Below are 20,838 nucleotides of genomic sequence, written 5' to 3' on the forward strand. Positions count from 1 at the left end.
GGAATTTACAGAAAGGATGGTACACAACCAGGTTTTATGAGACGGTGATCACACTGCGTCAATCGCAAAAGCGGCTGCGTACCGAAGTGGACGAGGAACTCCAGCGCGCCGGGCAGACGCGCTCGTCTGCCCAGGAACAGACGGCCGCGGCGCAGACGCTTGCCGCCTCCAGCGAGCAGCTCGCCCACGCGATGGCAGAGATCGCTGCCACGGCGGCCCAATCGGTCGAACGGATCGACGCGCTGATTGCGACCAATCGCCAGGCGACGGCGCGGGTGCGCGACAGTGCCGAACAGACGAGCAAATTGTCTGACGAGTTGACGGCGATCGCCCACGAAGTCGAGGCGTTCAAGGGGTCGATGGATTCGATGCGCAGCGTCATCGACGTGATCGGCGAGATCGCCGCACAGACGAACCTGCTCGCACTCAACGCTTCCATCGAAGCCGCGCGCGCCGGCGAATCCGGTCGGGGCTTCGCCGTGGTCGCCGACGAGGTGCGCAAACTCGCCGAGCGCACCGCCCAGGCCACGACCGAGATCGGCGCCATGATCGGCAAGGTTCAAAGCCAGGTGGATCACGCCGTCGCCCAGACACAGGCAGGGCGGGAAACGGTCGAGACGACGGTGCACAAGGCGCTCGCCTCGGCCGAGGAGATCGCCGGCATCGAACATGCACTCGAAGCGATCGGGACCGAAGCCGCGCAGATTCCCCGAAGCGTCGAAGCCCAAGCACAGGTCACGCAGCAAGCGGTTGCCGAAATCACCCACATCGCCCGGATGGCCGAACAGCTCGAACGATTGGCCCATCAAAGCGAGGATGCGGCGCGGTTGCTGGAGAGGACGGTACAAGAGATCGTCAGGATGTTGCAGCAATTCCGGACATAGATGCGCGCTTTACCGGCATCCGAGGGCTTGCATCACGGAACCTCTTCCCATCCGCCGCCCAGCGCCTGGTAGAGGCTGAGCGCGGCGTTGAGGCGGGTGAGGCGTGCCTGTACCTCGGCGTCGCGCGCGCCGAGCAGACTGCGCTGGGCGGTGAGCACGTCGAGATAGAGCGCCATCCCTTGCTGGTATTGCAAGGTGGCGATGCGCAGCGCCCTTTGCGCCTGATCCACGGCGCGCCGTTGTGCGGCAAGCGCCTCGTCGCCGTTGCGCTGGGCGCTGAGGGCGTTTTCCACGTCGCCGAAGGCGGAGAGCAGCGTCTGCTGGTAGGTCTGGGCGAGTTCGCGCACCCGCGCTTCGCTGTAGGCGAGCTCGCCGCGCAGCCGTCCGCCGTCGAAGAGGGTGACCGAAAGGGTGGCGGCGAGCGTGAAGAGGCGGCTGCCGGGGTCGAGGATCTGGTGCAGGGCGCTGCTCGCGCCTCCGCCCTGGGCGGTGAGATCGAGCCGGGGGTAGAGGGCGGCGGTGGCGGCGCGCGCGTCGGCGGTGGCCGCCTGAAGCGCCGCTTCGGCGCTGCGCACGTCGGGTCGGCGCTCGAGCAGGCCCGAGGGCAGGCCGGCGGGCGGGCTGGGCAGGCGCAGTTGCGCGATGGGGGTAACCTGCGGGGCGAAGTCTTCCGGCGGACGCCCGAGCAGCAGTGCCAGAGCGTTCGCTGCTTGGGTGCGCTGGGTCTGCAGCGGGGGGATGGACGCTTCGATCGTGGCGATTTCCAGTTCCTGCTGCGCGACCTGCAGGTCGGTGGCCATGCCGGCCTGGCGCTGCGCCTGCACGACGCCGAGCATGGCGCGGGCGATGTCGAGCGACTCGCGCGCCGCCGCGAGCCGCGCTTCGAGCGCCGAGAGGGTGAACCAGGTGCCGGCGGTGAGGGCGGTCACACCCAGCTCGACGGTGCGTTGGTCGAATTCGCTCCCCTGCAGGCGCGCCGCGGCCGCTTCGGCCTGGGCGCGGTTGTAGCCGAAGAGGTCGAGCTCGTAGCTCGCGCTGAGCAGGGCCTGGTGGCGGTTGCTGATGGAAGACGAGTTGCCGTTGCTGCCGCTGCTCTTCTGGCGCGAGGACGCGGCGCTCGCATCCAGCGAAGGGTAGAGCCCGGCGGCGGCCACTTGCAGCAAGGCGCGCGCCTCGGCCACGCGCTCGACGGCGGCGCGCAAATCGTGGTTCTGGGCAAGCGCCGTCTCTTCGAGCGCATCCAGCGTCGGGTCGCCGAAATCGCGCCACCACCGCGGCGCGGGCCAGCGGTCTTCGGCGGTGCCGGACTGCCAGCTGGAAGGAGTCTCGACGGGGGGGCGTTCGTAGGCGGGGCCGACGGCACAGCCGCTGAGTAGGGTCGCCAGGGCCAGGAAGAAAGGGCGCAGGCGCATGCGGCTCACTCCGTGCTCAGGGCCACGACCGGATCGAGCGAGGCGGCGCGCTTGGCCGGCAGGTAGCCGAAGACGAGACCGGTGGCGAGCGCGCTGGTGAAGGCGAGCAGGATGGGCGGCACGGTGATCAGCACCGCGGTACCGAGCCAGGCGGCCACGGCGGTGACGATGAGCCCGCCGGCCACGCCGATGAGCCCGCCCACCGTACAGACCACCAGCGCTTCGGTGACGAATTGCAGCAGGATGTGGAAGGCCCGCGCCCCCACGGCCATGCGCACGCCGATCTCCCGCGTGCGCTCGGTGACGCTCACCAGCATGATGTTCATCACGCCGATTCCGCCCACCACGAGCGAGATGAGCGCCACCGCCCCCAGCAGGAGGGTGAGCGTCTGCTGCGTCTCGGCCTGCTGCTCGAGCAGGGCCGTCATGTTGCGCACCTGGAAGTCCAGCGTGCGGTGGCGTTTCAGGAGCAGCTGTTCGATCGCTGCCTGCGTGGCCGCCATCAGGGCCGTGTCGCGCACCTCCACCGTGATGAAGCGCAGCCAGGTCTGGCCGGTGATGCGCGCCTGTCCCGTAGTGAGCGGCACGAAAACCATGTCGTCGCGGTCGTTGCCCATCATGTCGGCGCCCTTGGGCGTGAGCACGCCGATGATGCGCAGCGGCGTGTTGTTGATGAGCACGTAGCGTCCGATGGGGTTGGCGGTGCCGAAGAGCGCCTGGGCGGTGGTCTGACCGAGCACGGCCACCGGCGCATAGCCTTGCACGTGCGTCTGCGTGAAGAACGTCCCTACGGCGACCGGCCAGGCGTTCGCGAGCGTGTATTCGGGGCTGGTCGCGGTCAAGGAGGTGGTGTAGGTGATGTTGCCGGCACGCACCGTCACGGCGCTCGTCGATTGGGGCACGACGTGCTCGACGTTGGGCAGTCGGGCGATCGCCTCGGCGTCGGCCACCACCAGGGTGGTGATGGTGCTGCCGACGTAGCGCACGCCCGGTGCGCCGGGACGCACCACGAGCAGGTTCGTTCCCATGGCCTGGATCTGGTCGAGCACTTTCTGCCGGGCGCCGTTGCCGAAGGCGAGCATCGCCACGACCGAACCTACGCCGATCATCACGCCCAGCAAGGTGAGCAGGGTGCGAAGGGGGTTTGCCTGCAGCGCCCGCAGCGCCGTGCGCACCGAAGCGGCCACGTCGAGCATCAGCACGGCGTGGCCCTCTCGCGGCGGCTCCGCGAGCGGAAGCGTCGGGACGCGCCCTTCGACGGCTTCGGGCGCAGGGCCGCTGTCCTCCACGATGCGCCCATCCTGGATGCGGATGATGCGCTGGGCCTCGCGGGCCACGTTGGGGTCGTGCGTGATGACGACCACGGTGTGCCCCTCACGGTGCAGTTCATGCAGGAGCGCCATCACTTCCTTGCCGCTGGCGGTATCGAGCGCCCCGGTCGGTTCGTCGGCGAGGATCACCCGCCCGCCGTTCATGAGCGCCCGCGCAATCGAGACGCGCTGCTGCTGCCCGCCCGACAGGCGCGAGGGGGGGTAGTCGAGCCGCTCGCCCAGGCCGAGCCGGGTGAGCAGCGCCTTCGCGCGCTCCCGGCGTGCGGCAGCGGGCAGCCCAGCATAGATCGCCGGGACTTCGACGTTTTCCAGGGCGGTGGCGTTGCTGAGCAGGTTGTAGCGCTGGAAGATGAAGCCGAAGGTGGAGCGGCGCAGCTGGGCGAGCGCGTCAGCGTCGAGTTCGGCCACGTCACGGCCCGCGAGGAGGTAGCGCCCGGCACTGGGACGGTCCATGCAGCCGATTATGTTCATGAGCGTCGTCTTGCCCGAGCCGGAGGCGCCCATGATGGCCACGAACTCGCCGGCCCAGATGGAGAGGGAGATGCCGTGCAGCACTTCGACGGTGATCTCGCCCTGCGTGAAGCGCTTGACGATGTCGTGCAGTTCGATGAGGGGGGCGACGGTAGGGGTTTCAGCGTCCGGCATTGCCGCCTCCGCTGCGGGGGCCGGCCCCACGAGGGGCGAGCGAGGGCGTGCCGATGACGACGTCTTCGCCCTCGCTCAGGCCGTCCAGGATCTGGGCGCTGACCTCGTCCTTGATGCCGATTTTCACGGTACGCGGCTGCATCCTGCCCTGGGCCATCACGAACACGCAGTCGGTGCCGGCCGGCGCGCGCGGCGGGCAGCCAGGCAAGCGGATGCCGCTGCTGCGCTGAACCGAAGAGAGCGCGGCCAGCGGCACGGTGAGCGCGTCGTCGGCCTGGGCCACGATGAAGAAGACCTGGGCCGACATCTGCGGCAGCAGGGCGCGATCGGGATTGGGAACTTCGAGCACGGCGTCGTAGAAGATGGCGCCGTTGATGAGCTCGGGCGTCATCTCCAGGCTCTGCAGGGTGGCGTCGATGCGTCGGTCCTGGCGCCCCAGGGTGGTGAAATAGGCCGGCATGCCGAGCGAGAGGCGCGGCACGTCGGCTTCCGAGACCTGGGCGCGCACGATCATGCGCTCGAGCTTGCCGATGCGCAGCAGCACCGGGGCGTTCTGCCGGTTGTTGAGCACCTGGCCAACGTGGGCGATGTCCAGTTTGCTCCAGTTGTTGCCATAGGCGGCGCTGGTGGGCGTCATGACGATGCCGGAGATCGGGGCGGTGATGCGGGTGTAGTCGAGGTTGGCCTCGTCGACCTTGAGCGTCGCCTTGGCCTTGTCGATCTGCGCCTTCAGGGAGGCGATGGTGGCTTCGGCCACTTTGAGGTCGGAGCGGCTCTGCTCGAGCGCCTGCTCGGTGGCGCCGCCCTGCGGGGCAAGCTGGACGTTGCGCTGCCAGGTCCACTTGGCCAGCGTCAGTTTTGCCTCCCAGCTGGCGAGCTGGGCCGTGAGATCGGCGATGGTGGCCCGGTCGACGGCGACCTGGGCGGCGTACTGCGTCGGGTCGATCTGGGCGATGAGCTGGCCTTCCTTGACTTCGTCCCCTAGACCGACCTTGAGTTCGATGAGCTGCCCCGAGACCTGGGCGCCGACATCGACGTATTCCGACGGGGCGAGCACGCCCAAGGCCGAGACCGTTTCGCGGATGCTGCCGCGGGCGGCCTTGGCGGTGGGGTAGTCTTCGGTTGCGCCTTGGCGATGCCGCCAGGCGAAGTAGCCGCCGACGGCGAGCAGCAGGATCAATGCCGCAAGAAGGAAGCGGCGCCAGCCTGCGGCGATCATGGGTGCCGCCTCGTCGGGCGAAGAGGTGCCGGCGCAAGCGCGGTGCACGGCATCGTCGGACTCCTGCTCGAGGACATCCCGCCATTATCACCGGGGATCGTCGGTACCGTATCTCGCCCGGCGGGCGATTCGTATCGTAAGGTTTCGCGCGCTCAATACCACAGCCCGCTGCCGGGGCGGTAGCGCGGCGCGGATGAAGAGGGAGGAGGAAAGGACGGAGGGGCGCCGGCGTCGTGCTCCGGAGGCGGTATGCGGCGCGCGAGTTCGAGCAGCCGGCGCACGCGCTCTTCCGTGGCCGGATGGGTGCGCAGCCACGAGGGTTCGGGCGAGCCCCAGCCGGGGAAGAGCCAGGCGCGCCAGCCGCGCTGCACGCGCTCGATGGCCATGAGCGCCGAGGCAAGCCCTTCGGGGTCGTCGGTGAGGGCGACCGCCGCCAGATCGGCATCGAACTCGCGCACGCGCGACAGGCCCAGCTGCACGAGCATGGCGATGTGCGGCGCGAAGATGAGCAACCCCACCGCCAGCCAATTGACCACCGCCGCGCCGACGAGCAGTAGCGGCAGGTTGACCAGCAGCAGGAGCTGGCCGGTGAGCGAGAGCACACTCGTCATGCGCGTGAGGGAATCGGCCAGGCTCATGACGCGAATGTCGCCATGGGCGATGTGCGCCACCTCGTGCGCGAGCACGCCCGTGATCTGCCGCAGATCGAGCCGCGCGAGCAGTCCCGAGGTGAGGGCGATGGCGGCATCATTGTGGCTGCCCACGCTGAAGGCGTTGACGATGGGTGTGTCGACGAAGTAGAGCCGCGGCACGCGCGGCAGGCCAGCGCGCGCGGCGAGCCGCTCGACGAGGGCGTGGAGCTCGGGCGCTGCGCTGCGGGCGATGGGTTGGGCGCGGTAGAGGCGCAGCACCAGCTCGGGGCCGGCGAGCGGCTGCAGCACGAGCGACACGGCGCAGAAGACGAGCATGTAGAGGATGCCGTCATTGCCCCACAGCAGCCAGCCGACGGTGGCGAGCAGCGTGGCGAGCACGACCACCAGCACCGCCGTCTGCAGGCGGTTCATCCAGGCATGGCGTTGCCAGAGGTGAGGATCGATGCGTTGCGTCATGCGGCTCCCGGGTTCATTTGTTGCGCAGTGCCACCAAGGGTACCACCCCTTCCTTCTCGAAGCGTTTGCGGTCGGGCTCGGCCTCGGGCAGCGGCGTGCAGGGGCGCAGGGTGGCGCGGCTGCGGCGCGTGAGTTCCTGGTAAGTCTGCGTGCCGCTGATTTTCCAGTTTAGCACCTCTTCGCTCAGCTCGCGTACCACCTTGGCCGGAGCGCCCACGGCGAGGCTGCGCGGCGGGATCGTCATGCCGGCTTTGACGAAGGCGGCCGCGGCGACGATGGCCGACTCCCCCACCTCTGCCTCGTCCATGATCACCGCATTCATGCCCACGAGCGCGTTGCGCCGGATGCGGCAGCCGTGCAGGATCGCCCCGTGGCCGATGTGGCCGTCTTCCTCGACCACCGTATCGATGCCGGGAAAACCGTGCATGACGCAGCAGTCCTGGATGTTGGCACCGGCGTGCACGATGAGTCGGCCGAAGTCGCCGCGCAGGCTCGCGAGCGGCGCCACATAGACGCCGGGGCCGATGTGCACGTCGCCGATCAGCACGGCGTCGGGGTGGACATAGGCGTCGGGATGGACGACGGGCTTGAGGCCGTCGATTTCATAGCAGGGCATGGCTTTTCTCCGTGCAGCGCCGGATATTCTTCGACCCGGCGCCGCGGCATGAAAAAATCAGGACACGTGCCAGCGACGCTGGATCACGCGGAAGCGGTTGGCGACGAAGGCGGAGTCGGCGTAGCTCGCATTGGCTGCCGGGTTCATGCCGGTGCCGTGGTAGTCGGAGAAGGCAGCCGACTGGTTGACGTAGACTCCGTCGGTGAGATTCAGCGACAGGGCCACGCCGGCGCGCCAGCTCACTTCGACCATCGTCTGTTGGTATTCGGGCTTGGTCGAATACACACCCAGGGTGAGGGCGCCGTGCTCGCGCACGATGCGTTCGGCGAGCGAGGCTGCCTGGGTCGCGTCGGGCACTGCCACCACGAAGGCGATGGGGCCGAAGCGCTCTTCCATGTAGGCCGCTTCATCCTTGGCTTCACAGGCGACGAGCACCGGCGTGCGCACCTGCGCCCGCGGGAATTCCGGGTGCTTGATGCGCCGCGGGGTCAGCAGGACGCGGCCGAAGGCGCCGGAGGCGGCCTCTTCGATGCGTCGCAGGGTCTCCTCCGACTGGATGGCGCCGAGCACGGCCGTGGCCACCTTGACGTCGGTGAGCAGTGCCTCGATCGCCCGGGCGAGATCGCGGCCGACGTCCTCATGGGATTTGTGCCCTTCGTTGGTGTCGATGCCGCCTGCCGGCACCAGGATCGCCTGCGTCGTGGTGCACATCTGCCCCGAGTAGAGCGACAGGGTGAAGGCGAGGTTGCGCAGCATGCCTTGGTAGTCGTCGGTCGATTCGATCACCACCGTGTTGACGCCGGCCAGTTCCGCATACACCTGGGCCTGGCGGCAATGCTCGAGCAGCCAGTTGCCGAAGGCGCAGCCGCCGGTGAAATCGATGGATTTCACCTCCGGGTGGGTGACGAGCCGTTGCGTGTGCTCCCGCTGGGCGAAGACGGCCAGCTGCACCACGTTCGGGTCGAGTCCCTGTTCGGTGAGCAGCTCGCGCAGCACGCGTACGGTGAGCGCGGCGGGCAGGATCGCATTGCTGTGCGGTTTGACGATGACGGGGTTGCCGGTGGCGAGCGCCGCGAACAGGCCCGGATAGGTGTTCCAGGTGGGGAAAGTGCCACAGCCTATCACCACCGCCGGGCCGCGTCCGACGATCTCATAGCGTTTTTCCATGCGGATCGGCGGATTCTTGCCTTGGGGCTTTTCCCACAGGGCGGTTTCGGGGATACGGCGCATTTCGTCCCAAGCGTAAGTCACTGCTTCCAGCCCGCGATCCTGCGCATGCGGGCCGCCCGCCTGGAAAGCCATCATCCAGCCCTGGCCGGTGGTGTACATCACGGCGTGCGCCAGTTCGAAGCTGCGCCGGTTCAAACGCACGAGGGCTTCGAGCAGCAAGCCCACCCGTCCTTTGGGGCCAAGTTTTTGCCAGTCGTCCTGCGCCTTGCGTGCAGCGGCCACCAGCGACTCGGGCTCGCTCACCGGATAGGAGACGTTCAGCTCCACTCCATAAGGCGAGCGCTCCGGGGCGATCCACTCGCCGGTGCCCGGCTGACCTTCAAGGGAAAACCGCTGGCCGTGGAGGCCGAGCACGGCGGCTTTGCCCTCTTCGAGCGCCGTCTCCCCGTAAATTTTGGGGCTGGGCATTTCGGGGAAAGGGGTCCAGTAGCCACGGCGGGCGATCGCTTCGAGCGCATGTTCGAGCAGAGCCTGGTGTTTTTCGAAGAGCGGATGGGTCATGGAGCGTCTCCTTCAGTGATTCAGGTTATGTTAAGGTAAAACGATTCGCTATTTTTGAAAAACGTCTTGATCCCTTGACCTGGATCAAGTATATTATTGATCGAACGGTCGGTCAAAAAAATTGATGAGGGGGAGGAGACGACATGGCGCAGACCACGGCGGCCGAAGGGCCGACGATCCTGCTGGAAGTGCGCGAGGCGGTGGCCTGGCTCACGCTCAACCGGCCCGAGCGCCTCAACAGCTTTACCACGCGCATGCACGAGGAGCTGCGCGCCGCGCTCGATCGCGTCGAGGCGGGTCGCGCCGAAGGCACGATCCGGGTGCTGGTGATCACCGGTGCCGGACGGGGATTTTGCGCCGGGCAGGACCTGTCCGACCGGGCAGTGGCCCCGGGCGCGCAGGCGCCGGATCTGGGCGAGTCGATCGAAAAGAACTACAAGCCGCTCGTGCTGCGCCTGCGCCGGCTCGAGCTGCCGGTGATCGCCGCGGTCAATGGCGTGGCCGCTGGTGCCGGAGCCAACCTGGCGCTGGCCTGCGACCTCGTCTTCGCCGCGCGCTCGGCTTCTTTCATCGAATCCTTCGCCAAGCTGGGGCTCATCCCCGATACCGGCGGCACCTGGGTGCTGCCGCGTCTGGTGGGGCTGGCGCGTGCCATGGGGCTGTCGCTGCTCGGCGAGAAACTCTCCGCCGAAGAGGCCGAGCGCTGGGGGCTCATCTGGAAATGCGTGGAAGACGAGGCACTCTTGCCCACGGTGCGCGAAGTGGCCGAACGCCTCGCACAAGGCCCCACGTTCGGCTACGCCATGACGAAGAAAGCCCTGCTCGTCAGTGGCACGAACGATCTGGCCACGCAGCTCGATCTCGAGCGCGACCTGATGTCGGCCTGTGGGCGCAGCGAGGATTATCAGGAAGGGGTGCAGGCGTTCCTCGAGAAACGCCAACCGCGCTTCCGCGGACGCTGAGGGGGAGGAGACGATGCAAGAACGCGAAGGGGGCGCGGCCCTCGCGCCCGGTCAGGCCGTGCTGGTGGTCGGCGCCGGGGCGATGGGGCGCGGGATCGCCCTGGTGGCGGCGAGTGCCGGCCATCTGGTGTTTCTTTCCGACGTGAGCGAGGAGGCCCGCCGGCGCGCGCTCACGGCGATCGCCGAAGAGCTCGATGGCGGGGTGCGCAAGGGGCGGATGAGCGCCGAAGAGGCGAGCGCGATCCGCGATCGTATCCGGGCGGTGGCCGAACCGCAGAGCGTCGCCTCGCAGGTGCATCTGGTGATCGAGGCGATCGTCGAGGATCTGGAGGTGAAGCGGGTGCTCTTCGCTTCGCTCGAACCCCTGGTACCGCCTCAGGCGATCCTTGCCACCAACACGTCTTCGCTGTCGATCACCGCCATCGCCGCTCCGCTCGCGCGCCCCGAGCGGGTGGTTGGCATGCATTTCTTCAATCCGCCTACGCGCATGAAGCTGGTGGAGGTGGTGAGCGGTCTGGCCACGGCACCGGAAGTGGCGCAAGCCATTAGGGACACCGCCGTGCGCTGGGGCAAGATCGCCGTGATGGCGCGCTCCACGCCGGGGTTCATCGTCAATCGCGTGGCCCGTCCCTTCTATGCCGAGGCCTTGCGCGTGCTCGCCGAGGGAGCGGCCGACTGTGCCACGCTGGATGCGATCGTACGCGAGGCGGGGGGCTTTCCCATGGGGCCCTTCGAGCTGATGGATCTCATCGGACACGATGTCAATTTCGCCGTCACCTCATCCGTGTGGTCGGCCTATTTCTACGACAAGCGCTTCCAGCCCAGCCTCATCCAGCAGGAGCTGGTCTGGGCCGGACGGCTCGGGCGCAAGAGCGGACGGGGGTTCTACGACTACGCCGCAGGAGCGCAGCGTCCCGCCGCGGCCGAAGCCCCGCCATGCCTCGATCGGGCGCCTTCTGCCGTCGCCGCCGTGGGCGAGTTCGGCCCCTTCTCTGCGCTGCTCGAGCGGCTCGCTGCCGCCGGCGTGGTGGTGCACCGACGGCCCGCCGATGCCGGACCCGTGCGGATCGAGGCTGCAGACGTCTGGATCGTGCCCACCGACGGACGCACGGCCACGCGCCTCGCGCACGAGTACGGCCATGCCGACGTCGTCGTGCTCGACTGGGCGCGCGATTGGGCACAGACGCCGCGCGCGGCGCTGGCGCGGGCCGACGGTTGTGCGCAGGATTCCTGGGCATGCGCGCTCGGGCTGCTGCAGCGGGCGGGAATCGCCGTAACCCCGCTCGACGACGTCGCCGGGCTGATCCTCGCGCGCACCGTGGCCATGCTCGCCAACGAGGCGGCCGACGCCGTGCTCGCCGGCATCGGCACGCCGCGCGACATCGATACCGCCATGCGCTACGGCACGAACTATCCGCTTGGGCCGCTCGCCTGGGGAGAGGCAACGGGCGTGGCGCGCATCGTCGGTCTGCTCGATCGGCTCGCCGAGCTCTACGGCGAAGATCGCTACCGGGTCTCGCCGCTCTTGCGGCGGCACCTCTGGAACGGACGGCCGCTCGCCAGCGGCGACGAAGGAGAAAGGAAGTGACGGAAGCTTCATATCGGGATCTCACCGCTGGGCTCGACCCGCAGCAAGTGGCCGAGGCCGTCGGCGCCGGCATGTACGAGCACGATCACTGCGCGCAGAATCTCGGCATCCGGCTGCTGGAGATCGCGCCGGGTTACGCCAAGATGGAGATGGTCGTGCGCCGTGACATGCTCAATGGCTTCGCCATCTGCCACGGCGGCATCGTCACCACGCTGGCCGATACCGCCTTTGCGTATTCCTGCAACAGTTACAACGAGATGACGGTCGCTTCCGGCCTGGCCACCGAGTTTCTCGCGCCGGTGCGCGAAGGCGACGTGCTCACCGCCGAGGGGCGCGAAGTCGCGCTGGCCGGACGTACCGGCGTCTACGACGTCGGCATCACCAACCAGCGCGGCGAGCTGGTGGCCGTGATGCGCGGCAAGTCTTACCGCTTGAAGGGGCGGGCGGTGGTCGAACTCGACTGACGCGGCTGCCCCACACGACGAACGAAGAGGAAAAGGGAAAGGAGGAGATGACCATGCCCGTGAAGAAACCCGCACCCGGCGATCTGGAACCGATCGAAACCGCCAGCCTCGACGAGCTGCGCGCGCTCCAGCTCGAACGGCTCAAATGGAGCGTACGCCACGCCTATGAGAACGTGCCGCACTATCGCAAGCGCTTCGACGAGAGCGGGGTGCATCCCGACGACTTGAAGTCGCTGGAAGACCTGGCGAAATTCCCCTTCACGACGAAATACGACCTGCGCGACAACTATCCTTATGGCATGTTTGCCGTGCCGCGCGAGAAGATCGTCCGCATCCATGCCTCCAGCGGCACCACGGGCAAGCCCACGGTGGTGGGCTACACCAAGAAAGACATCGACACCTGGGCCGACGTCGTGGCCCGTTCGATCCGCGCCGCCGGCGGCCGCCCCGGCGACATCGTCCACGTGGCCTACGGCTACGGGCTCTTCACCGGCGGGCTGGGAGCGCACTACGGTGCCGAGCGCCTTGGCTGCACCGTCATCCCCATGTCCGGCGGCCAGACCGAGAAACAGATCCAGATGATCATGGATCTCAAGCCCGACATCATCATGGTCACGCCCTCCTACATGATGACGGTGTTCGACGAAATGGAGCGCCTGGGCATCGACCCCCGCACCTGCTCGCTCAAGGTGGGCATCTTCGGCGCCGAACCTTGGACCGATGCGATGCGCCGGGCAATGGAAGAGCGTGGCGGGCTCGACGCCGTGGACATCTATGGCCTCTCGGAAGTGATGGGGCCGGGCATCGCCTGCGAATGCATCGAGACGAAGGATGGGCCGACCATCTGGGAAGACCTTTTCTATCCCGAAATCATCGACCCGGTCACGGGCGAGGTGCAGCCCGATGGCGCCGAGGGCGAGCTCGTGTTCACGACGCTCACCAAGGAAGGCCTGCCGATGATCCGCTACCGTACGCGCGATCTCACGCGCCTGCTGCCGCCTACGGCGCGTTCCATGCGCCGCATGGCCAAGATCACCGGCCGCACCGATGACATGCTCATCATCCGCGGCGTCAACGTCTTCCCGACCCAGGTCGAGGAGCTGATCCTGCGCATTCCCAAGCTCGCACCGCACTACGTGCTCGAGGTGGAGAAAGAGGGCTATCTCGACCGGCTCACCGTCAAGGTCGAGATCAATCCCGAGGAAGGCGTCGGTCGCCATCCGGAGCAGAAGCAGGCGCTCGCCAAGGAGCTCGCCCACCTCATCAAGACCTTCATCGGCGTGTCGGCCAACGTCATCGTCGGCGAGCCTTATTCCATCGAGCGCGTGACGGTGGGCAAGGCGCGGCGCGTGATCGACCGGCGTCCGAAAGACTGAGTGCGGCACGGATCGCGGTCGCCGCAGTTATGCTACGGCCTCGATCCATGACGACGCAAGGGAGCGGCGATGGCCCGCAGACGCAGTGAATCCTTCGAACAGCAGCGCAGCGAGATCCTGGAGAAGGCGGCGATGCTTTTTGCCGAAGCGGGCTTTCACGCCGCCTCCATGGCCTCGCTCGCCCAGGCTTGCGGTGTGTCGAAGGCGCTCCTCTACCATTATTACCAGGACAAGGAGCACATCCTCTTCGACGTGGCACTGTCCTACGTCGAGCGTCTGGTAGCCATCGTCGAAGAGGAACTCGGCCGCGAACCACCTGGTTCTGCTGCCCAGGCCAGGGTGGCGCTGGAGCGCCTCATTTCCCGTTTTCTCGAAGAATACCGCCATTCGCAGTATCGGCACATCGTGCTGGTGCAGGACGTCAAGCACCTGCCCGAACCGCTGCGCGAACCGGTGCTGGAGAAGCAGCGCCAGGTGGTACGGGCCTTTGCGGGCGTGATCGCGGCGCTGGAGCCGGAGCTTGCCGCCACGGCGCTGCTCAAGCCAGTGACCATGGTGCTCTTTGGCATGATCAACTGGACCTTCACCTGGTTGAGGCCCGACGGTCCCTTGAGTTACGAAGCCATGGCCCCGGTCGTGACGACGATGTTCGTGGCCGGCGTGCACGCACTCGCCAAACGCGAAGACCTGCTGCAGCGCTTCGCCATGGCGCCCGAACGAGCACGAGGCACGGACGAGGCAGCCGTGCCGACCCTACAAGGAGAACAAGGATGAAAGATCGCGCGGTCTATCTCTGTGACGGCATCCGCACCCCCATCGGCCGCTATGGCGGCGCGCTCGCCCAGGTCCGCCCCGATGATCTCGCCGCCCACGTGATCGCCACGCTCATGGCGCGCCAGCCGCAGGTCGATTGGGAGGCGGTCGACGACGTCTACTTCGGCTGCGCCAATCAGGCCGGCGAGGACAACCGCAACGTCGCCCGCATGGCGGCGCTGCTCGCGGGCCTGCCGCAGACGATCCCCGGCTCGACCATCAACCGGCTGTGCGGCTCGGGCATGGATGCGATCGGCACCGCCGCCCGGGCGATCGCCTGCGGCGAGGCCGATTTGATGATCGCTGGCGGGGTCGAGAGCATGACGCGCGCGCCCTTCGTTTTGGGCAAGGCCGAGAGCGCCTTCTCACGCAGCGCCAAGATCGAAGATACCACCATCGGCTGGCGCTTCGTCAACCCGAAGATGCAGGCGCGCTATGGCATCGACTCCATGCCCGAAACCGCCGAGAACGTGGCCGAGCAGTTTGGCATCGCGCGCGCCGACCAGGACGCCTTTGCCCTGCGCAGCCAGCGGCGCTACGCCGAGGCGGCCGCGCGCGGATTCTTCGACGGCGAGATCGTGCCGGTGGAAGTACCGGCAGGCAGGAAAGGCGAGAAAGTGCCAGTGGCGCGCGACGAGCATCCCCGGCCCGAGACCACGCTGGAGGCGCTCGCCAAGCTCAAGGGCGTGGTCAAGCCCGAGGGCACCGTCACCGCTGGCAATGCCTCGGGCGTGAACGACGGCGCGGTCGCCGTGCTCGTTGCCGGCGAAGCGGCGGTGGCACGCTACGGCCTGCGGCCGATGGCGCGCATTCTTTCCATGGCTACCGTGGGGGTGGAGCCGCGCATCATGGGCATCGGTCCGGCGCCGGCCACGCGCAAGGTGCTCGAACGCGCGGCGCTGAGCCTCGCGCGCCTCGACGCCATCGAACTCAACGAGGCTTTCGCCGCCCAGGCGTTGGCGGTACTGCGCCAGCTGGGGCTGCCCGACGACGCGGAACACGTCAATCCCAATGGCGGCGCCATCGCGTTGGGCCATCCACTGGGGGCTTCCGGTGCCCGCCTCGTGCTCACCCTCGCGCGAGAGCTCGAGCGCCGCGATGGCCGCTACGGCCTGGCGACGATGTGCATCGGCGTGGGGCAAGGCATCGCCATGGTGATCGAACGCATGCGATAAAATTTATACATTGTCAAATCGATTAGATTTGTGATAATTTCTTCTTCGCCTCATCCCGCCACGGCGGGAGAAGCATACGAAATCCTAAAAAAGGGGGAGACGCAGATGAAGAAGAAAAGTCTAGTCATGGGCCTCGTCCTGGCGCTCGGTTGCTCCCTGGCGCAGGCGCAGGTGAAAGTGGGCGTGACGGTGTCGGCCACCGGGCCGGCCGCTTCGCTCGGCGTGCCGGAGAAGAATACGGTGGACCTTCTGCCGCGCGAGATCGCCGGGCAGAAAATCGAGTACCTCGTGCTCGACGACGCATCCGACACCACCACTGCCGTCAGTAATACCCGCAAGTTCATCACCGAACATCAGGTCGATATGGTGATGGGTTCGACGGTCTCGCCCAACGCCCTGGCGATGATCGACGTGGTGGCCGAAGCCAGGGTACCGATGATCGCCTTTGCCGCCAGCGAGAAGATCGTCTCCCCGGTCGATGACAAGCGCCGCTGGGTGTTCAAGACGGCGCAGAACGACCGCATGATGGCCGAGGCCATCGTTGAGCACATGGCGGCCAACGGTGTGAAGACCGTCGGTTTCATCGGTTTTTCCGATGCCTACGGCGAAGGCTGGTTCGAGAACTTCAAGGCCGCGCTCGACGCGGCGGGCCTCTCGCTCGTGGTCAACGAGCGCTACAACCGCACCGACACCTCGGTGACGGGTCAGGTGCTCAAGATCGTCGGCGCCAAGCCGGACGCGGTGCTCATCGCCGGCTCCGGCACGCCGGCGGCGCTGCCGCAGAAGACGCTCAAGGAGCGCGGCTACGCCGGAAAAATCTACCAGACCCATGGGGTGGCCAACAACGATTTCCTGCGCGTGTGCGGGCGCGATTGTGAAGGAACTTTTCTTCCTGCCGGGCCGGTGCTGGTGGCGGCACAGCTGCCAGACGATCATCCGGCCAAGCCGTCGGCGATGGAATACGTTCGCGCCTATGAAGAAAAATTCGGCAAAGGCTCGGTGTCCACCTTCGGAGCGCACGTGTGGGATGCGGGCAAACTGCTCGCGGCGGCGCTGCCCGAGGCGCTCACCAAGGCCAAGCCCGGTACGCCCGAATTCCGCGTCGCGCTGCGCGACGCTCTGGAGCACTTGAAGGAAGTGCATGCGGCCATGGGGGTATTCACCATGAGCCCGACCGATCATCTCGGGCTCGACCGACGGGCGCGGGTCATCGTGCGGATCGAGCAGGGAGCGTGGAAGTACGTCCGCTGAAGGGTTCATTGCAGTGAAACGGAGGAGGGGGAAACATGAAGACGAAAAAACGCATCATCCTAGGTTTGGCGCTGGCCCTTGGCGGGACGCTGGCGCAGGCGCAGGTGAAGGTGGGAGTGACGGTCTCGGCCACGGGGCCGGCCGCCTCGCTTGGCATCCCGGAGAAGAACACCGTGGAGATGCTGCCGAAAGAAATGGCGGGACAGAAGATCGAGTACATCGTGCTCGACGACGCGTCCGACACCACCACCGCCGTCAATAACACCCGTAAGTTCATCACCGAAGACAAAGTCGATCTGGTGATGGGCTCGTCCATCACCCCGAATGCGCTGGCGATGATCGACGTGGTGGCCGAGGCCAAGGTGCCGATGATCTCGTTTGCTGCCGGGGACAAGGTCATCTCTCCGGTCGACGAGAAACGGCATTGGGTTTTCAAGACACCGCAGAGTGACAAGATGATGACCGAGGCCATCGTCGAGCACATGGTGGCCAGTGGCGTGAAGACCGTCGGTTTCATCGGTTATTCCGACGCCTATGGCGAGAGCTGGTACCAGAGCCTGAGCGAGGCGATCGCTGCGAAAGGGCTGCAGCTGGTGGTCAACGAGCGCTACAACCGTACCGACACCTCGGTGACGGGGCAGGTGCTCAAGATCGTCGGCGCCAAGCCGGACGCGGTGCTCATCGCCGGTTCTGGCACGCCGGCGGCCCTGCCGCAAAAAACGCTCAAAGAGCGTGGTTATCCCGGAAAAATATACCAGACGCATGGTGTAGTGAACCCCGACTTCCTGCGCGTGTGCGGGCGCGACTGTGAAGGGACTTTCCTGCCGTCCAGCCCCGTGGTCGTGGCCCCCCAGCTGCCCGACAATCACCCGGCCAAAGCCGCTGGCGTGGAGTACTTCCAGCTCTACGAGTCCAAGTACGGCAAGGGTTCGGTGACGCAGTTCGGCTCCTACGTCTGGGACGCCGGCAAGCTGCTCGCGGCGGCGCTGCCCGAGGCACTCGCCAAGGCCAAACCCGGCACGCCCGAATTCCGCGCCGCGCTGCGCGACGCGATCGAGCACCTCAAAGAGGTCCCGGCCGCCAACGGGGTCTACACCATGAGCCCGACCGATCACCTTGGGCTCGATCACCGCGCCCGCGTGATGTTGCGCATCGAAAGCGGGCAATGGAAGTACATCCCCTGAGGAACCGGTCGGGCTGAATCGCCGCCCGATCCGAGGATAGAACACCCATCGACCCGCCGCCCTCGAGGCGGCGGGCAGCGAGGATCGTGTCCATGGATTCATCGATCGCGTTGATCTTGACGCAGGACGGCATCGTCAATGGCGCGGTGTATGTGCTGCTCGCGCTCGCCCTGGTGCTGGTCTTTACCGTCACGCGCATCATTTTCATTCCGCAAGGGGAGTTCGTCGCGTTTGCGGCGCTCACGCTGGCCATGCTCGAGAACGGGCGCTTTCCCGGAACCGTGTGGCTGGTGCTCGCCGCAGGGCTGGCCGTGTGCGTCATGGAGGCGGGCGCGCTCGTGGCGCGCCACGACTGGCGCTACCGCCTGCAGGTGCTCGGCTGGAACCTTGCCTATCCCTTGGTCCTGTGGGCGCTTGCGGCGACCATCGACTGGCGCGAGGCCGGCCAATGGGGGCGCATCGCCTTCACGCTTGCCTTGATCGTGCCGCTCGGACCCATGATGTTTCGCGTCTTCTTCCAACCGATCGCTTCCGCACCGGTGCTGGTGCTGCTCATCGTGGCGGTGGCGGTGCACGTGGCCCTCGTCGGCCTGGGGTTGTGGATGTTCGGCGCCGAGGGCTACCGTACCCTGCCGTTGTGGGACGAGAATTTCCTCGTCGGACCCTTGCGCATCCCCGGTCAGGCGATCTGGGTGGTGGGGGCTTCGCTTGCCCTCATCGTGCTGCTGGCACAGTTCTTCAGCCGCACGATCTACGGCAAGGCGCTGCGCGCCACTGCCGTCAACCGCAACGGGGCGCGTCTCATGGGCATCTCGCCCAACCTCGCCGGCCGGCTCACGCTCATGCTTTCCGCGGCGATCGGCGCGGTCTCCGGCATCCTCGTCAGTCCCATCACTACCATCTACTACGATACGGGTTTCCTCATCGGGCTCAAGGGGTTCGTTGCCGCCATCATCGGCGGGCTCGCGGCCTATCCGGCCGCCGCGGCCGGAGCGCTCCTGGTGGGGCTGCTCGAATCGTTCAGCTCCTTCTGGGCGAGCGCCTACAAGGAGGTGATCGTCTTCACGCTCATCATTCCCGTGCTCTTCTGGCGCTCGCTGCGCACCCACCACGTCGAGGAGGAGGAAGAATGACGAAAGCGCTTTCCCCCGCCGAACCGCTCGCCGGCCGGCGAGGCATTCCCTCTCGCGGGGTGCTCGCGGCCTTCGTCGCCGTGGTCATCCTCGCGCCGCTCGTGCTTCGTCCTTTCCAGGTGAGCCTGCTCGACTACATCGCCCTCTACGCCCTCGTGGCCTTGGGCCTGGTGCTGCTCACCGGCATCGGCGGGCTCACCAGCTTCGGCCAGGCCGCCTTCGTCGGCTTGGGAGCCTACGCTACCGCCGTGGTCACCACGTCGCAGAATCTGCCGGCATGGCTTGCCTGGGCGCAGGGCTCCCCCTGGGGCGGGCTCATCGTCGGACTCGTGCTCACCCTGGTGGCGGCGCTGGTGATCGGTTCCATCACTCTGCGCCTGTCCGGGCACTACTTGCCGCTGGGCACCATCGCCTGGGGCATCAGCCTCTTCTTCCTCTTCGGCAACCTCGAATGGCTCGGCGGGCACACCGGCATGGGCGGCCTGCCGCCGATCTCATTGTTCGGCTTCGAATTGCTTGATCCGGCGCACTTCTATTACCTCGCCTGGGCCGTGCTGCTCGCGGCGATCTGGATGATCAGCAACCTGCTCGACTCGCGCGAAGGGCGGGCGATCCGCGCCTTGCGCGGCGGCCTGGTGATGGCCGAGGCGATGGGGGTAGACACCTCGCGCCAGAAGATGGTGATCTTCGTCGTGGCCGCGGTGCTCGCCTGCGTGGCCGGCTGGATGTATGCGCACCTGCAGCGCTTCGTCAACCCTTCTCCTTTTGGCATCAACATCGGCATCGAGTACCTCTTCATGGCGGTGATCGGCGGCTCGGGCTACGTCTGGGGCGCGATCGTGGGGGCGCTCGTCATCACGCTCGCCAAGCAATGGCTGCAGGACTGGCTGCCGCAGCTGCTGGGGCAGAGCGGCAACTTCGAGGTAATCGTCTTCGGCCTGCTGATGGTGCTGGTGCTGCACCGCGCCCGCCAGGGGCTATGGCCCATCGTGCTGCGCTGGGCGCCGGTGGTGCCCTCACCGCGCTCGCTCGATTCGACCCTCGAGCCGCTGCCGCAGCGCCCCAAGCCGCAGCGCGGCACGGTGATCCTGGAAGCGCGCGAGATTACCAAGCGTTTCGGTGGGCTGGTGGCGAACGACAAGATGAGCCTCACCGTCAAGGCCGGCGAAATCCTCGCCCTCATCGGCCCCAACGGGGCGGGCAAGAGCACCCTGTTCAACCAGCTCTCCGGGGTCGATACGCCCACCGAAGGCAAGATCTTCTTCCTCGGCGAGGACGTCACCGGCAAGACCTCGCGCGAGATCGCGCGCATGGGTATGAGCCGGACCTTCCAGCACGTTCGCCTGCTGTCCAATCGCTCGGTGCTCGAGAACGTCGCGCTCGGGGCGCATCTGCGCGGACATGCCGGCGTGTTCGCCGCCATGCTGCATCTGGAGCGCAAGGAGGAAGCACGCCTGCTTGCCGAAGCAGCCCGCCAGATCGAGCGGGTGGGGCTGTGGGAGCATCGCTTCACCGAGGCCGGCGCGCTCGCGCTCGGCCAGCAGCGCATCGTCGAGATCGCCCGCGCGCTGTGTGCCGACCCCTGCCTGCTGTTGCTCGACGAGCCCGCCGCCGGCCTGCGCCACAAGGAGAAGCAGGCGCTCGCCGAGCTGCTCGACCGGCTGCGCGCCGAAGGCATGGGCATCCTGCTCGTGGAACACGACATGGACTTCGTCATGGGGCTGGCCGATCGGGTCGTCGTCATGGAATTCGGGCAGAAAATCGCCGAAGGGCTGCCGGAAGAAGTGCAGCAGGATCCGGCCGTACTCGAAGCCTATCTGGGAGGGGTGCAATGAACGCCGACACGAGGCCGCTGCTCGAGGTGCGTGGGCTGTGCGTTTCCTACGGCAAGGTCGAGGCGCTGCACCAGGCCGGTATCGAGGTGGGCGCCGGGCAGATCGTCACC

The 20,838-nt window shown here is 67.0% G+C and carries 17 protein-coding genes; 11 read left to right on the forward strand and 6 right to left on the reverse strand.

Translation table 11 applies throughout. The features are described from left to right. Positions 1–884: methyl-accepting chemotaxis protein (locus tag OA56_RS08535; RefSeq protein WP_461584651.1), on the forward strand; the 884-nt coding region annotated here is incomplete at its 5' end. 32 nt (positions 885–916) lie between these two features. Here OA56_RS08535 and OA56_RS08540 read toward each other — a convergent pair. The 6 genes from OA56_RS08540 to paaN form a co-directional block, all read right to left on the reverse strand. After that, a complete protein-coding gene (locus OA56_RS08540) occupies positions 917–2,296 on the reverse strand; it encodes an efflux transporter outer membrane subunit (protein WP_461584653.1) in 1,380 nt (459 codons plus the stop codon). Positions 2,297–2,301: 5 nt separating this feature from the next. Beyond that, on the reverse strand, positions 2,302–4,272 hold the full coding sequence (locus OA56_RS08545; protein ID WP_461584655.1) for a MacB family efflux pump subunit: 1,971 nt from the start codon (positions 4,270–4,272) through the stop codon (positions 2,302–2,304). Next, entirely contained in the window at positions 4,259–5,539 is a 1,281-nt protein-coding gene (locus OA56_RS08550) for an efflux RND transporter periplasmic adaptor subunit (RefSeq protein ID WP_461584657.1), read from the reverse strand. Before OA56_RS08550 ends, OA56_RS08545 begins: the two co-directional genes overlap by 14 nt. A 104-nt stretch (positions 5,540–5,643) precedes the next feature. Then, a complete protein-coding gene (locus tag OA56_RS08555) occupies positions 5,644–6,600 on the reverse strand; it encodes a zinc metalloprotease HtpX (protein ID WP_028875204.1) in 957 nt (318 codons plus the stop codon). 13 nt (positions 6,601–6,613) lie between these two features. Then, the gene (paaY, locus tag OA56_RS08560; protein WP_461584659.1) at positions 6,614–7,216 is read right to left on the reverse strand and encodes a phenylacetic acid degradation protein PaaY; all 603 of its coding nucleotides are present in this window, start codon (positions 7,214–7,216) and stop codon (positions 6,614–6,616) included. A 57-nt stretch (positions 7,217–7,273) separates the two neighbouring features. After that, positions 7,274–8,947, reverse strand: coding sequence for a phenylacetic acid degradation protein PaaN (gene paaN, locus OA56_RS08565; protein ID WP_461584661.1), 1,674 nt, complete (start codon positions 8,945–8,947; stop codon positions 7,274–7,276). Between the two features lie 143 nt (positions 8,948–9,090). On the opposite strand from paaN, the gene paaG reads away from it, so the two are divergent. The 10 genes from paaG (at position 9,091) to OA56_RS08615 (ending at position 20,728) form a co-directional block, all read left to right on the forward strand. Beyond that, the gene (gene paaG, locus OA56_RS08570) at positions 9,091–9,909 is read left to right on the forward strand and encodes a 2-(1,2-epoxy-1,2-dihydrophenyl)acetyl-CoA isomerase PaaG (RefSeq protein WP_461584663.1); all 819 of its coding nucleotides are present in this window, start codon (positions 9,091–9,093) and stop codon (positions 9,907–9,909) included. A 13-nt stretch (positions 9,910–9,922) separates the two neighbouring features. Continuing rightward, entirely contained in the window at positions 9,923–11,497 is a 1,575-nt protein-coding gene (locus OA56_RS08575; protein ID WP_461584665.1) for a 3-hydroxyacyl-CoA dehydrogenase, read from the forward strand. Beyond that, complete coding sequence (gene paaI / locus OA56_RS08580) at positions 11,494–11,961, forward strand: hydroxyphenylacetyl-CoA thioesterase PaaI (RefSeq protein ID WP_055423104.1); 468 nt, start codon at positions 11,494–11,496, stop codon at positions 11,959–11,961. Before OA56_RS08575 ends, paaI begins: the two co-directional genes overlap by 4 nt. Before the next feature lie 53 nt (positions 11,962–12,014). Beyond that, a complete protein-coding gene (gene paaK / locus OA56_RS08585; RefSeq protein WP_461584678.1) occupies positions 12,015–13,337 on the forward strand; it encodes a phenylacetate--CoA ligase PaaK in 1,323 nt (440 codons plus the stop codon). Positions 13,338–13,406: 69 nt separating this feature from the next. Next, the gene (locus OA56_RS08590) at positions 13,407–14,111 is read left to right on the forward strand and encodes a TetR family transcriptional regulator (protein ID WP_461584668.1); all 705 of its coding nucleotides are present in this window, start codon (positions 13,407–13,409) and stop codon (positions 14,109–14,111) included. Beyond that, positions 14,108–15,325, forward strand: a complete 1,218-nt coding sequence (gene pcaF, locus OA56_RS08595; RefSeq protein ID WP_461584670.1) for a 3-oxoadipyl-CoA thiolase — start codon at positions 14,108–14,110, stop codon at positions 15,323–15,325. Before OA56_RS08590 ends, pcaF begins: the two co-directional genes overlap by 4 nt. 105 nt (positions 15,326–15,430) lie before the next feature. After that, on the forward strand, positions 15,431–16,576 hold the full coding sequence (locus tag OA56_RS08600) for an ABC transporter substrate-binding protein (protein ID WP_461584672.1): 1,146 nt from the start codon (positions 15,431–15,433) through the stop codon (positions 16,574–16,576). Between the two features lie 35 nt (positions 16,577–16,611). Next, complete coding sequence (locus OA56_RS08605; protein WP_461584674.1) at positions 16,612–17,760, forward strand: ABC transporter substrate-binding protein; 1,149 nt, start codon at positions 16,612–16,614, stop codon at positions 17,758–17,760. A 92-nt stretch (positions 17,761–17,852) separates the two neighbouring features. Continuing rightward, on the forward strand, positions 17,853–18,893 hold the full coding sequence (locus OA56_RS08610) for a branched-chain amino acid ABC transporter permease (RefSeq protein ID WP_055423108.1): 1,041 nt from the start codon (positions 17,853–17,855) through the stop codon (positions 18,891–18,893). Then, positions 18,890–20,728 (forward strand): branched-chain amino acid ABC transporter ATP-binding protein/permease, encoded by a 1,839-nt coding sequence (locus OA56_RS08615; RefSeq protein WP_461584676.1) that lies wholly within the window; start codon positions 18,890–18,892, stop codon positions 20,726–20,728. The genes OA56_RS08610 and OA56_RS08615 overlap by 4 nt, the downstream gene beginning before the upstream one ends. The last annotated feature ends 110 nt before the right edge of the window (positions 20,729–20,838 follow it).

Source organism: Tepidiphilus sp. HLB4, assembly GCF_054823945.1.

Excerpts from the sequence above, each read along its gene's own strand:
- OA56_RS08545 (WP_461584655.1), bottom strand. The coding sequence starts at position 4,272 with ATGCCGGACGCTGAAACCCCTACCGTCGCCCCCCTCATCGAACTGCAC.
- paaY (WP_461584659.1), bottom strand. The coding sequence starts at position 7,216 with ATGCCCTGCTATGAAATCGACGGCCTCAAGCCCGTCGTCCATCCCGAC.
- pcaF (WP_461584670.1), top strand. The coding sequence starts at position 14,108 with ATGAAAGATCGCGCGGTCTATCTCTGTGACGGCATCCGCACCCCCATC.
- OA56_RS08610 (WP_055423108.1), top strand. The coding sequence starts at position 17,853 with ATGGATTCATCGATCGCGTTGATCTTGACGCAGGACGGCATCGTCAAT.
- OA56_RS08590 (WP_461584668.1), top strand. The coding sequence starts at position 13,407 with ATGGCCCGCAGACGCAGTGAATCCTTCGAACAGCAGCGCAGCGAGATC.
- OA56_RS08615 (WP_461584676.1), top strand. The coding sequence starts at position 18,890 with ATGACGAAAGCGCTTTCCCCCGCCGAACCGCTCGCCGGCCGGCGAGGC.
- OA56_RS08575 (WP_461584665.1), top strand. The coding sequence starts at position 9,923 with ATGCAAGAACGCGAAGGGGGCGCGGCCCTCGCGCCCGGTCAGGCCGTG.
- OA56_RS08605 (WP_461584674.1), top strand. The coding sequence starts at position 16,612 with ATGAAGACGAAAAAACGCATCATCCTAGGTTTGGCGCTGGCCCTTGGC.
- paaG (WP_461584663.1), top strand. The coding sequence starts at position 9,091 with ATGGCGCAGACCACGGCGGCCGAAGGGCCGACGATCCTGCTGGAAGTG.
- OA56_RS08540 (WP_461584653.1), bottom strand. The coding sequence starts at position 2,296 with ATGCGCCTGCGCCCTTTCTTCCTGGCCCTGGCGACCCTACTCAGCGGC.
- OA56_RS08600 (WP_461584672.1), top strand. The coding sequence starts at position 15,431 with ATGAAGAAGAAAAGTCTAGTCATGGGCCTCGTCCTGGCGCTCGGTTGC.
- OA56_RS08555 (WP_028875204.1), bottom strand. The coding sequence starts at position 6,600 with ATGACGCAACGCATCGATCCTCACCTCTGGCAACGCCATGCCTGGATG.
- paaK (WP_461584678.1), top strand. The coding sequence starts at position 12,015 with ATGCCCGTGAAGAAACCCGCACCCGGCGATCTGGAACCGATCGAAACC.
- paaN (WP_461584661.1), bottom strand. The coding sequence starts at position 8,947 with ATGACCCATCCGCTCTTCGAAAAACACCAGGCTCTGCTCGAACATGCG.